Source organism: Enterovirga rhinocerotis (assembly GCF_004363955.1).
Taxonomy (GTDB): domain Bacteria; phylum Pseudomonadota; class Alphaproteobacteria; order Rhizobiales; family Beijerinckiaceae; genus Enterovirga; species Enterovirga rhinocerotis.
The window spans coordinates 288,687-300,958 of the sequence record NZ_SNZR01000014.1; the positions used below are offsets into that span (position 1 = coordinate 288,687).

General features: G+C 71.0%; 9 protein-coding genes. 4 read left to right on the forward strand and 5 right to left on the reverse strand.

The features are described from left to right. The first annotated feature begins 115 nt into the window (after window positions 1–115). A complete protein-coding gene (gene mutS / locus EV668_RS18090) occupies window positions 116–2,824 on the forward strand; it encodes a DNA mismatch repair protein MutS (RefSeq protein WP_133772664.1) in 2,709 nt (902 codons plus the stop codon). A gap of 129 nt (window positions 2,825–2,953) precedes the next feature. Here mutS and EV668_RS18095 read toward each other — a convergent pair whose 3' ends face one another. After that, entirely contained in the window at window positions 2,954–4,546 is a 1,593-nt protein-coding gene (locus EV668_RS18095) for a catalase (protein WP_133772666.1), read from the reverse strand. 329 nt (window positions 4,547–4,875) lie between these two features. On the opposite strand from EV668_RS18095, the gene EV668_RS18100 reads away from it, so the two are divergent. Continuing rightward, window positions 4,876–5,793 carry a LysR substrate-binding domain-containing protein gene (locus EV668_RS18100; RefSeq protein WP_133772668.1) on the forward strand — a complete coding sequence of 306 codons (918 nt, stop codon included), beginning with the start codon at window positions 4,876–4,878 and terminating at the stop codon, window positions 5,791–5,793. Window positions 5,794–5,847: 54 nt separating this feature from the next. On the opposite strand, the gene EV668_RS18105 is transcribed toward EV668_RS18100, so the two are convergent. From EV668_RS18105 to EV668_RS18120, 4 genes are all read right to left on the reverse strand, one after another. Continuing rightward, window positions 5,848–6,558, reverse strand: coding sequence for an adenosylcobinamide amidohydrolase (locus tag EV668_RS18105; protein ID WP_133772670.1), 711 nt, complete (start codon window positions 6,556–6,558; stop codon window positions 5,848–5,850). A gap of 127 nt (window positions 6,559–6,685) precedes the next feature. Continuing rightward, window positions 6,686–7,405, reverse strand: a complete 720-nt coding sequence (locus tag EV668_RS18110) for a GntR family transcriptional regulator (RefSeq protein ID WP_133772672.1) — start codon at window positions 7,403–7,405, stop codon at window positions 6,686–6,688. 4 nt (window positions 7,406–7,409) lie between these two features. Then, window positions 7,410–9,011 (reverse strand): GMC family oxidoreductase, encoded by a 1,602-nt coding sequence (locus tag EV668_RS18115; RefSeq protein ID WP_133772674.1) that lies wholly within the window; start codon window positions 9,009–9,011, stop codon window positions 7,410–7,412. A gap of 253 nt (window positions 9,012–9,264) precedes the next feature. After that, a complete protein-coding gene (locus EV668_RS18120; protein WP_133772676.1) occupies window positions 9,265–10,401 on the reverse strand; it encodes a mandelate racemase/muconate lactonizing enzyme family protein in 1,137 nt (378 codons plus the stop codon). A 294-nt stretch (window positions 10,402–10,695) separates the two neighbouring features. Here EV668_RS18120 and EV668_RS18125 point away from each other — a divergent pair, with 294 nt between their 5' ends. After that, complete coding sequence (locus tag EV668_RS18125) at window positions 10,696–11,463, forward strand: ABC transporter permease (RefSeq protein ID WP_133772677.1); 768 nt, start codon at window positions 10,696–10,698, stop codon at window positions 11,461–11,463. Next, window positions 11,460–12,272 carry an ABC transporter ATP-binding protein gene (locus tag EV668_RS18130; protein WP_133772679.1) on the forward strand — a complete coding sequence of 271 codons (813 nt, stop codon included), beginning with the start codon at window positions 11,460–11,462 and terminating at the stop codon, window positions 12,270–12,272. The genes EV668_RS18125 and EV668_RS18130 overlap by 4 nt, the downstream gene beginning before the upstream one ends.

Below are 12,272 nucleotides of genomic sequence, written 5' to 3' on the forward strand. Positions count from 1 at the left end.
GCCTCTGGGTGAACCCGAAGCCCGGCGCCTCGCGCGCCGGGCTTTTCTGTCGAGAACGCGCCGCCGCCCCGCCCGCGCGGGTGCAGGCCTCGGGCGCACCTGCTAAGCGGCACCCATGCCGGCTCCGCGTTCCCCCCGCTCCGACCCCTCAGAGGGCGTGCCGCCCGCCGCCGCTCCGACGCCGATGATGGCGCAGTATCTCGAGATCAAGGCGGCCCATCCCGATTGCCTCCTGTTCTACCGGATGGGGGATTTCTACGAACTGTTCTTCGCCGATGCCGAACTCGCCTCGCGCACGCTCGGCATCGTTCTGACGAAGCGCGGCAAGCATGCGGGCGAGGACATCCCGATGTGCGGGGTGCCGATCGAGCGGGGCGAGGACGCGCTGGCGCGGCTCATCGCCGGAGGCCACCGCGTCGCCGTCTGCGAGCAGACCGAGGATCCGGCCGAGGCCAAGAAGCGGGGCGGGAAATCCGTCGTCCGCCGGGCGGTGGTGCGGCTCGTCACGCCGGGAACGCTCACCGAGGAGCGGCTGCTCGATCCCGGTGCCCAGAATATCCTCGCGGCGGTCGCGCGCCGGCGCGAGGGCCGCGACTGGCTCTACGGTCTTGCCGGGCTCGACGTCTCGACGGGCCGCTTCACGGTCGTCGAAAGCGATCGCGAGGGGCTGGCGGCCGAACTCGCCCGGCTCGATCCGCGCGAGATCGTCGTCCCCGACACGATCCACGACGATCCGGACCTCAAGGCGCTCTGGCGCGACAGCCCGGCCGCCGTCACGCCGATGCCGCGCGACGGCATCGACGCCGCCTCCGCCGAGCGGCGCATCCGCGACTATTTCGAGGTTGGCACGCTCGACAGCTTCGGCACCTTCACCAAGGCCGAGGTCACGGCGGCCGGGGCCGCGCTCGCCTATCTCGAACGGACCCAGTACGGCGCCCGTCCGCGCCTCTCGCCGCCGACCCGGCAGGAAGCCGGCGGGCGGCTTCTGATCGATCCCGCGACGCGCGCCAATCTCGAACTCGTCCGCACGACGGGCGGCGAGCGCACGGGCAGCCTGCTCGATGCGGTCGACCGGACGGTGACGGCGGCCGGAAGCCGCCTCCTCGCCGAGCGCCTCGCCGGGCCTCTGACGCGTGCCGCCGCGATCGGGCAGCGGCTCGATACCGTCTCGCTCCTCGCCGAGGAACGGGACCTGCGCGAGCGCCTGCGGGCGGACCTCAAGGGCGTGCCGGACTTCCTCCGCGCGCTCGCACGGCTCGCGGTCGGACGCGGCGGACCGCGCGACCTCGCTTGCCTGCGCGACGGCCTCGTCGCCGCGGCCGCCATCGGCGAGGGGCTGGCGGGCCTGCCCGATCCGCCGGCCGAACTCGACGAGGCGCGGGCCGGCCTCGCCGGCCTCGATCCGGCTCTCGGCGGCCGTCTCGCGGATGCCCTGGCGGAGAGCCTGCCGCTGCGCACGCGCGACGGTGGCTTCATTCGCGACGGGTTCGACCGCGACCTCGACGAGGCGCGCGCGCTCGGGGGCGACACCCGCAAGGTCGTCGCGGCGCTGCAGGCGCGCTACGCCGAGGAGACGGGGGTTCGGACCCTCCGCATCAAGCACAATTCGATGCTGGGCTATTTCGTGGAGGTGCCGGCGGCGGCCGGCGAGGCCTTCCTGCGGGAGCGTCACGCCGTGCTCATCCACCGCCAGACCATGGCGGGCGCGATGCGCTTCACCTCGACGGAGCTGGGCGAGCTCGAGGCGAAGATCGCCTCCGCCGGCGAGAGGGCGCTGGCGCTGGAACTCGCGCATTTCGAGGCTTTGTCCGGCGAGGTCGTCGCGGCCGCCTCCTCCATCACCACGGGCGGCGAGGCGCTCGCGCGGATCGACGTCGCGGCGGGCCTCGCCGAACTCGCCGCCGATCTCGGCTGGTCCCGCCCACGCATCGGCGAGGGCTCCGCCTTCCGCATAGAGGGCGGGCGCCATCCGGTGGTCGAGGCGGCGCTGAAGCGCGACGGCGTGCCCTTCGTGCCGAACGATTGCGCGCTCGGCGAGGAGGCCGGCCCGGGTCGCATCCTCCTCGTCACCGGACCCAATATGGGCGGCAAGTCGACCTATCTCCGGCAGGCTGCCCTGATCGCCGTCCTCGCCCAGGCGGGCTCCTTCGTGCCGGCGAAGCGGGCCGAGATCGGCATCGTCGACCGGCTCTTCTCGCGCGTCGGGGCCGCCGACGACCTCGCGCGCGGACGCTCGACCTTCATGGTCGAGATGGTCGAGACGGCCGCGATCCTGAACCAGGCGACGGAGCGCTCGCTCGTCATCCTCGACGAGATCGGCCGCGGCACCGCGACCTTCGACGGGCTCTCGATCGCCTGGGCCGCGATCGAGCATCTGCACGACGCGATCCGCTGCCGGGCGCTCTTCGCGACCCATTACCACGAGCTGACGACCCTCGCGGACCGACTGCCGCGCCTCGCGAACGCGACCTTGCGGGTCGCCGAATATGGCGGCGACGTCGTCTTCCTGCACGAGGTCGTGCCGGGTGCGGCCGACCGCTCCTACGGGCTCCAGGTCGCCCGGCTCGCGGGCCTGCCGAAGCCCGTCGTGACGCGGGCGCGCAAAATCCTGAACGAGCTCGAGAAATCCGATCGCGAGCGCCCGCGTGCGGCCCTGATCGACGACCTGCCCCTGTTCTCCTCGGCCCGCCCGGCCCCCGAGGAGGAGACGCCCCCGCCGCCCTTGCCCGATGCGCTGCGCGAGACGCTCGCCGCCATCGACCCGGACGGCCTCACGCCGCGCGAGGCGCTGGAGGCCCTGTACCGCCTGAAGGGGCTCGGCTGAGCGAGGGGCAACTCCCAACCCTCCCCTGGAGGGGAGGGTGATGCCCGCTTCTGCAAACAAAAACGGCCGGGCGCGGGGCCCGGCCGTCGATCCTTCTGCCGGGGCGAGCCCGGCCGTGACCGTTGGGGCTTACGCGCCCGCGGCGGCGCGGTGCTCGGGCGTGCCGTCCGTATAGGTCGGGCCCTTGCGGTTCTCGCCGGGGGCCGGCTTGCCGGGAAGCAGCGGCAGGGCCTTCGCCTTCTCGAGATCGATGCCCGCACCGTCCGCGACGCGCCGGCCGTAATCCTGGTCGCAATGCCAGAGGTGCCAGACGACGCGGAGCGCCAGCTCCGCGGGGCAGGCCTTCAGGTCGCCCGAGATGTTGGCGATCAGGTCCTCGCGCTCCCAATCCTCGAAGGTGCGGTAGCGCTCGCCGGCCTGGGCGTAGTCGTCCGAGACCCGCGTCGGCTGATAGCGGCCGAGATGGCCTTCCACCGGCTGGTGGTACTCCTTCTCGACCTTCGGCGCCTCGTTCAGGCCGCGTCCGAGATAGCTCGGCTCGTAATTGACATGGGCGTCCGCGCCGCCCTTGTCGACGTAGAAGGCCATCTGCCCGTCGCGCTGGTTGGTCGCGAAGGGGCACTGCGCCTGCGGGGCGTTGATCGGCAGCTGCAGGTAGTTCGGGCCGACGCGGTAGCGCTGGGTGTCCGAATAGCTGAGCGTGCGGCCCTGCAGCATCTTGTCGTCCGAGAAGTCGATGCCGTCGACGAGGACGCCCGTCCCGAAGGCGGATTGCTCGACCTCGGCGAAGAAGTTCGACGGGGCGCGGTCCAGCACCATGCGGCCGACCGGCAGCAGCGGGAACTGGTCCTCGGGCCAGCGCTTGGTGTCGTCGAGCGGATCGAAGGAGAGGTGGTCGTTCGGCCCGTCGGGCATGAGCTGCACGCAGAATTCCCATTCGGGGAAGTCGCCGCGCTCGATCGCGTCGTAGAGGTCGCGCGTCGCGTGGCCGACATCCTTGCCCTGGATCTCCTGCGCCTGCTGCGTCGTCAGGTTGCGCACGCCCTGCTTCGGCACCCAGTGGAACTTCACGAGATGGGCGACGCCGTCCTTGTTGACGAGCTTGTAGGTGTTGACGCCCGAGCCTTCCATCTCGCGGTAATTCGCGGGGATGCCCCAGGGCGACTTCAGCCACGTCACCATGTGCAGCGCCTCGGGATGCATGGCGACGAAGTCCCAGAAGCGCCACGCTTCCTGCCGGTTCGTGACCGGATCGGGCTTGAAGGCGTGGATCATGTCCGGGAACTTGATGGCGTCCCGGATGAAGAAGATCTTGAGGTTGTTGCCGACGAGGTCCCAATTGCCCTCGAGGGTCTTGAACTTCACGGCAAAGCCGCGCGGGTCGCGCTCGGTCTCCGGGCTCTCCTTGGCGCCGGCGACGGTCGAGAAGCGCACGAACATCGGCGTCTTGACGCCCGTCTCGTTGAGCACGCGGGCGCGGGTGTATTTGGCAGCCGGCTCGCCGCCGATGGTGCCATAGGCCTCGAAGAAGCCGTGCGCCCCGGCGCCGCGGGCATGGACGACGCGCTCCGGAATGCGCTCGCGGTCGAAATGGGTGATCTTCTCGATGAACTGGTAGTTCTCGAGCGTGGCGGGGCCGCGCTCGCCGACCGTCCGCATGGACTGGTTGTCGCGAACGGGATGACCCTGCCGGGTCGTCAGAAAGGTGCGGTCGTCCGCCATCGGGTGCCTCCTTGGGGCCGGGTTTGAGCCGGTCCAGTCTCGAACAAGTCCAATGACAGAATGGAGACTCCTGGCGATAGAGGCTAATGCCTTCTTTGAGATGCCGTGATAGACAGCGCTTATGGATCGGCGTGGCAACCCGATGACCGGCTGCCGCAGGAGTCTGGCTTGAAACACGTCCCTCCTCATCCTGAGGTGCCCCCGGGCAAGCCCGGGGGCCTCGAAGGACGCACCACGGTGGAGCGTGCTTCGAGGCTGGCCTTCGGCCAGCACCTCAGCATGAGGAGGGAGGGTCTTTCGGTTTGGGATCGGCCCTTTGAGCTCGTCCCGTGAACATCGCCGGCCTCTCCCTGCGAGACCTCGAATATGTCGTCGCGATCGACGACGAGCGGCATTTCGGGCGGGCCGCGCAGCGCTGCAACGTCAGCCAGCCGGCGCTGTCGGCGCAGGTGCGCAAGCTCGAGGAGGCGCTCGGGCTCGCCCTGTTCGAGCGGACCAGCCGCAAGGTGCTGCCGACGCGCTCGGGCGAGGTCGTCACGCGCCATGCGCGCCGCGTCCTCGCCGAGGCGCAGCAACTGCTCGACAGCGCCAAGGCGGAGAGGGGAGGGCGGCTTGCCGGCCGGCTTGCGCTCGCCGCCATCCAGACGCTCGGCCCCTATCTGTTCCCGCTCGTGCTGCGCCCGCTGCGCGAGACGCTGCCGGACCTCACCCTCGTCCTCAGCGAGGGAAAGACGGCCGAGATCGTCGAGGGGTTGCGGGAGGGACGGCTCGATGTCGCGCTCGTCTCGCCGCCCTTCGACGAGAGCGGGTTGACGGTGGCGCCGCTGTTCCGGGAGCCGTTCCTGCTCGCCTGTCCCGCCGATCACGCCCTGGCGAAGGCCGGCGCGATCGATCCGGCGATGCTCGCCGGACCCGATCTCCTCCTCCTCGACGAGGGCAATTGCCTGCGCGACCAGGCTCTCGCGGCCTGCGGCACCTCGCAGGCCGGCCGCCACGCGACGAGTCTCGAGACGCTCCGATCCATGGTCGCGGCCGGCGGCGGCTATACGCTCCTGCCCCGCCTCGCCGCGCGCGCCGAGGCGGGAGGCCTCGTCGTCTGCCGGTCGCTCGAGGGGCGCGAATGGGGACGCGTCATCGCGCTCGCCTGGCGTTCCTCCGACCCGCGCGCCGAGGAACTGGCGCGTCTCGCCCGCTTCTTCCGCGACCATGCACCGGAGGGGACGCTCGTCGCGGAAGCCGGCGTATGATCGGCCAAGCCCGGCGGAACCTGCGTGCTTCGAGACGCGGGCTTCGCCCGCTCCTCAGCAGGACGCCGTTGGCGCGTTCCCTGACGGCGTCATGCTCTGTTCCCCGCGCTCGGCGCACCAGGCGCGCGCGGCTGCTGACGTGGCGCGATGGACGGCGTCGCCGACCGCTTCCCCGATCGCGGTATGCATGCCGGCGAAGGCCTCGGGCATCGGGCCGGCCGGTGCGGCCACGACGATGCAATCGGTTCCCGTCCCGGTGACGGCGTCCCGCTGGCCGGGCCGGCGATAGCCCAGTTGGACCAGGGCGACGGTCCGGGCCTGCGTCGCGAGGGAGGAGGCTTCGAGCAGAGCGGCCTCCGTCAGCGGCCTCGAGACGGCGCAGAGGATGTTGATCGTCCCGGCATTCAGCGGGTGCAGATGAGCCCCGATCCTCCGGCCGACCCGCTCGCCGTTATTGAGGCCGAGCGTGACGACGCAATCGACGCCGACGTCGTCGGCGCAGGCGAAGACCCTCTCGTAACGGGCGACGTTCCGCGCGGTCATGAGCCCGACGGCCTCGGCGAGGCCGCGCTCCGCGAGGCGCCGGTGAAACCACGACACGGGATCGGCCTCGTCGCGCAACTCCGCATTCCCCACCTCGAGCCAGGCCACCTCGCGGCCCCGCGCGAAGCCCGGCCGATTGAGGGACCAGCTCAGCATGGTCTGGGATTTCGGAAAGCGCGCCGTGAGCCAGGGGCGCTCGCAGGCGAGGTCGAACAGAGACAAGGCGGCGGCTTCGGACGGGTCGGCGGACGCGCGAGCTATAGCGGTTCCGCGCCCGCTCGTCCCGGCGGAGGCCGGACCCGGCGGGCGCCCTGGGCACCGGCTTTCGCCGGTGTGAGCGGGGGTTCGGTCAGGGGTCGAGATCCATCTCGATCCGCACGAAATCGCCGCGATAGGTGACTTCGCCGAGATAGATCACGGTCCCGTCGGCGGAGGCGAAGACGCGGCGGACCTCGGCGACGGGCGAGCCGAGCGGGACGCCGAGGGCCTTCGCGACGTCGAGATCGGCGGTGCCGATCGTGAAGGTCTGGAGGGCGCGGGCGATGGCGGGCTCCGTCATCGATGCGAGGATCGGGATCACGACCTCGCGCCGGAACCGCTCGGGCTGCTGCCGGAAGACGTGCTCGGCGAGATAGATGCCGATGACGCAATAGGGCTCGCCGTCGCGCGAATGGAGCCGGCGCATATGCACGTAGCCCGAGGCCGGCAGGCCGTCCTCCTGGGTCAGGCGCGGGGCCGCGCTTCTCTCCGCGATGGTCAGGATCTCGGGCGAGGTGTCGCGATAGAGTTCGACGAGGGCGGCGAGGCTGGTCCCGACCCGGAGCCTCCGGTCCTGCTCGGGCGAGGCGGTGACATAGGTGCCGCTGCCCTGCCGCGCCTCGACGAGGCCCTCGCGCGCCAGGATGTCGAGCGCCTGCCGCACGGTCAGGCGCGAGACGCCGAATTCCCTCGCCAGGGCCTCGGCGGCGGGAAGGCGCGTGTCCTTGGGCCAGTGGCCGCGGGCGATGCGCTGGCGCAGGCTGTCGGCGATCAGCGCGTATTTCGGCGAACGGGCCTCGGCCGAGCGCATCGCGTCACCCGCCCTCGAGGATGTGGTGCGCGCCCTTCTCGCCGATCATGAGCGAGGCGGCATTGGTGTTGGCGGAGGTGATGGTCGGCATGGCGGAGGCGTCGACGACGCGCAGCCGCTCGACGCCCCGCACCCGCATCTGCGGATCGAGCACGGCCTCCTCGCCGCCCATGCGGCAGGTGCCGCAGGCGTGGAAGACCGTCCCCCCGTGGTCGCGCGCGAAGGCCCAGAGCGCCGCATCGTCCTGCGCATCCTCTCCCGGCAGCACCTCCTTGTCCCAGAGGCCCCGGAAGGCCGGCTGCCGGAAGATGTCGCGCAGCATCCGGATGCCGGCGACGATGGTCGCCCGGTCGATCTCCTCCGCGAAATAGTTCGGCACGATCCGCGGCTGGTCGAGCGGATCGGCGGAGCGGATCGCGACCGTCCCGCGCGATCGCGGGTGGCATTGCCAGACCGAGGCCGTGAAGCCCGAATAGCGATGCAGGGGCGTGCCCGGCTTGTCGACGGACAGCGGCATGACGTTGAACTGCACGTCCGGCCGGCCGTCCACCGCATGCTCCGTACAGGCCGCGCCGCCGACCTGTCCCGCCCCGACCGTCAGGGGACCCGAGCCCCCGACGAGCCAGTCGAGACCCATCCGGGCGAGCGCCAGCGGGTTGCGGACCTCGTCGTTGAGCGAGAGCTTCTTCGTCAGCCGGACGATGGCGCGGGCCTGGTAATGGTCCTGGAGATTCCGCCCGACCTCCGGCGCGTCGTGGATCACGGGGATGCCGTGCTCGGCGAGGAGCGCGGCCGGGCCGATCCCCGACAGTTGCAGCAGTTGCGGCGATTGCAGCGCGCCCGCGCAGAGAACTACCTCGCGGTCCGCCTCGACGGTCTCGATCCGGCCGTCGCGCAGATACTCGACGCCTGTCGCGCGTCGGCCCGCGAAGAGGATGCGCGTCGCCTGGGCGCCGCTGACGATGGTGAGGTTCGGCCGGCTCGCGAGGACCGGATGAAGGAAGGCGCCGGCCGAACTCGTGCGCCAGCGCCGTCCGATCCCGAGCTGGTAGCGGCCGACGCCATGGGTCGTCTCGGCGTTGAAATCCGGATTGAACGGAAGCCCCGTCTGCTGCGCGGCTTCGAGCCAGGCGTCGCAGGCGGGGTTGCGGTTGCGCAGCTCCGAGGTCTCGAATTCGCCGAGCGCACCGTGCCACTGGCTCTCGGGGCCCGAATGGCGCTCGTAGCGCTTGAAGAAGGGCAGGACCTCCCGGAAGCTCCAGCCTTCGGCGCCGAGGCGGGCCCAATCGTCGAAATCCTCGTGCTGGCCGCGGATGAAGATCAGGCCGTTGATCGAGGAGGAGCCGCCGATGACACGCCCGCGCGGCCAGACGATCGCCCGCCCGCCCGTGCCCTCGCCGGGCTCGGTCTCGAAGAGCCGTGCGAAACGGTTGTCGTAGATCGTGCGGAAATAGCCGACGGGGAGCCGGATCCAGAGGTTCCGGTCGGAGCCGCCCGCCTCCAGCAGCAGCACGCGGCAGGAGGGATCTGCGGACAGCCGGTTCGCGACGAGGCAGCCGGCCGACCCCGCGCCGACGACGACGTAATCGTAGCCGCGGGTTGTCATGGCTGTGACGTTTTTCGGGTTTGAAAGCCGGGCGCCTCCCTTCCCCCTTGCGGGGAAGGTGGCCCGAGCGAAGCGGAGGGCCGGATGGGGGGCGTGCCGCCCTCGTCCACGTCTCCGCAAGCGTCGCGCCCCCCACCCCCGGCCCCTCCCCGCGAGGGGGAGGGGAGGTGTGCGTGGCACCGATCTCGCGATGCCTGAACGCGCAGCGTGCGAAGGGAGGAGGCGAGTCGGTCCTCGATCAGCTCGCGCCTCATCACAGCGTCCGCCATGTCGCGAAGGCGTCGAGGTCGGGGACGATGCCGAGGCCGGGCTCATCGCCCAGCGTGACGCGCCCCTCGCTCACCGCTGCGACGGGGCCGCAGGCGAGGTCGCGGAGGGGGTTCGGGTTGACGTCGATCTCGAGGAGGCCGTCGCCGCCGATCCCGGCCAGGAGATGCGCCGAGGCGAGGAGGCCGATCCCGCCGCCGAGATAATGCGGGCAGAAGCGCCGGCCGGCGGCGAGCGCGGCACGGGCGACGCGGGAGCTGGCGGTGAGGCCGCCCCATTTGGCGAGATCGGGCTGGATGACGGCGAGGATGCCGGCCTCGAAGGCCGCGGCGAAGGCGGCCTCGCCCGCGATGTTCTCGCCGCCCGCGAGCGGGACCGGGCTCGCGGCCTTCACGCTCCGCCAAGCGTCCCACGGATGGTCGGCCCGGATCGGCTCCTCCAGCCAGGCGAGGCCGAATTCCGCGAGGCGGGGCGCGGCTTCGGTCGCCTCGGCCGGGTTCCAGGCCTGGTTCGCATCGACCGCGAGGGGGAGGTCGCCGATCTCGCGGCGGATTTCGTGCAGATTCGCCCGGTCCCGGTCCGCGCCGAAGCCCACCTTGAGCTTGAAGGCGCGGTGCCCGGCCTTCAGCGCCCGCGCGGCCATCTCCCCCGACCCCGTCGGGTTGATGCCGCTCGCATAGACCGGGATCGCCGCGCCTTCGCCGCCCGCAGCGGGCGTCCCGCCCAGCATCCGCCAGAGCGGCAGGCCGGCGCGGCGCGCATGAAGGTCCCAGACGGCGGTGTCGATCCCGGCGATAGCCTGGGCGAGGGGGCCGTGCTCGCCCGATTGCACCGCCAGAACGGCGGTCTTCGCGGTCAGATGATCGAAGAGCGAGCCCGGCTCGTCGATCCGCCGCCCGATCGCGAGCGGGGCGAGGATGTCGCGGATCAGCCGCACCCGATGCTCGGCTCCGACGGAGGGGAAGTTGCACCAGGCCTCGCCGAAGCCCGCGATGGCGTCCTCGTCCTCGACGCGGACGAAGACGGCCGGCCGATCCGTCATGCGGCCGAAGGAGGTCTCGACCGGCGTCGCGAGCGGCACCCGGAAGGCGAAGGCCTCCACGCTGCGGATCGTTGCGCTCATCCTCGCCCTGACCTCCCGCCGCGATTTACACCTCACCACCCTCCCCTGAAGGGGGAGGGTCGCCGGCGAAGCCGGCGGGGTGGGGTGCACCGCCCTCGCCGGATTCTCGACGCCGGAGAAACGGACGCCGCGCATCACCCCACCCCGGACCTACGGTCCGACCCTCCCCCTCCAGGGGAGGGTAAGGCGGCGTGAGGGTACGGTTGGACCGACATTACCAGTAGAGTTGTCTAGTCGTATGGATGATTATATGACTTCGCGCAAGAAGCGGCGTCGGAGCGGGACGGAGGCGGGATGGGGGATCGTCTGAAGCGCATCGGCCTCGTGGCGGCGCCGTGGCTCGCGATCGTCGCGGCCTGGTACGGCGTGCGCGAGAGCGGCCTCGTGAACTCGGCCCTCGTGCCCGCGCCCCATGCGGTCCTCGCGAAATCCGTCGATCTCTTCGCCCGCCAGGGGCTCGCCTGGGACATCTTCGTCTCGACGCGCCGGGTGTTCATCGGCGTCGCGGTCGGGATCGCGCTCGCCGTGCCGGTCGGGTTCCTGATCGGCTGGTTCCGGTCCGCCAAGGCCTTCGCCGACCCGCTCGTGAACTTCTTCCGCGCCCTGCCGCCGATCGCGCTGATCCCGCTCGTGATCGTGTATTTCGGCGTCGACGAGCCGGCCAAGCTCGTCATCCTCATCTATGCGTCCTTCTTCGCGGGCGTGATCGTGATGTATGAGGGCGTCTCGCAGATCAATCCGCTCTTCATCCGCGTCGCGCGCACCCTCGGCGCGAGCCAGAGCGAGGTGTTCCGCAAGGTCATCATCCCGCTCACCGTGCCGCATATCCTGACGGCGCTCCGCGTCGCGCTCGGCGTCGCCTGGGCGACGCTCGTCGCCTCCGAACTCGTGGCCGCCCAGCGCGGGCTCGGCTCGATGATCCAGAACGCCTCGACCTATTTCCTGCTCGACGTGATCTATGTCGGCATCATCTGCATCGGTCTCGTCGCGCTGCTGATGGACCTCGCCTTGCGGCGCCTCAGCACGCGCTTCCTCGCCTGGCAGGACAGGGTCGGCGCATGAGCGAGCCCCGCATCCGCTTCGAGCGTGTCTCGCTCGAATTCCCGACGGCCGCCGGGCCGCTGCGCGTCGTCGACGACGTCAGCTACGACATCCACGAGGGCGAGTTCGTCGCCGTGATCGGGCCGTCCGGCTGCGGCAAGACGACGATGATGAACATGCTGGCCGGGTTCCAGCGGCCGACCTCCGGCCGGGTCCTTCTCGACGGGCGGGAGGTCGCCGGGCCGGGCTCCGATCGCGGCGTCATGTTCCAGGAATACGGCGTCTTCCCCTGGCTCACCGTGCGCGAGAACATCGCCTTCGGCCTGACGCTGAAGGCGAACCGCGTCCCGGCCGGGGAGCGCGAGGCGATCGTCGAGCGCTATCTCGGCCTGATGGGCCTCGCCGGCTTCGCCGATGCCTATCCGAAGCACCTCTCGGGCGGGATGCGCCAGCGCCTCGCCCTGGCGCGGGCCTATGCGGTCAAGCCGCAATTCCTGCTCATGGACGAGCCCTTCGGCGCCCTCGACGCCCAGACGCGCTCGAACATGCAGAACCTCCTCCTCGAGATCCTCGCGGCCGAGCGCAAGACGGTGATGCTGATCACCCATTCGGTCGAGGAGGCGATCTATCTCGCCTCCCGGATCGTGATCGTCACCGCGCGCCCCGCCCGCGTGCGGGAGATCGTCGCCGTGCCCTTCGCCTATCCGCGCGACGAGGCGATCCACGAGGCACGGGAATTCGGGGAGCTCCGCTCGCATATCCGCGACCTCGTCATGGACGAGTACCGCGCCCAGCAGGGCCAGGCCCGTGCCGTCGCCTTCTCGGAGTGA

What these genes read in the sequence shown, in the direction of transcription:
- EV668_RS18130 (WP_133772679.1), top strand. Translation starts at nt 11,460, where the DNA reads ATGAGCGAGCCCCGCATCCGCTTCGAGCGTGTCTCGCTCGAATTCCCG.
- EV668_RS18115 (WP_133772674.1), bottom strand. Translation starts at nt 9,011, where the DNA reads ATGACAACCCGCGGCTACGATTACGTCGTCGTCGGCGCGGGGTCGGCC.
- mutS (WP_133772664.1), top strand. Translation starts at nt 116, where the DNA reads ATGCCGGCTCCGCGTTCCCCCCGCTCCGACCCCTCAGAGGGCGTGCCG.
- EV668_RS18095 (WP_133772666.1), bottom strand. Translation starts at nt 4,546, where the DNA reads ATGGCGGACGACCGCACCTTTCTGACGACCCGGCAGGGTCATCCCGTT.
- EV668_RS18120 (WP_133772676.1), bottom strand. Translation starts at nt 10,401, where the DNA reads ATGAGCGCAACGATCCGCAGCGTGGAGGCCTTCGCCTTCCGGGTGCCG.
- EV668_RS18125 (WP_133772677.1), top strand. Translation starts at nt 10,696, where the DNA reads ATGGGGGATCGTCTGAAGCGCATCGGCCTCGTGGCGGCGCCGTGGCTC.
- EV668_RS18110 (WP_133772672.1), bottom strand. Translation starts at nt 7,405, where the DNA reads ATGCGCTCGGCCGAGGCCCGTTCGCCGAAATACGCGCTGATCGCCGAC.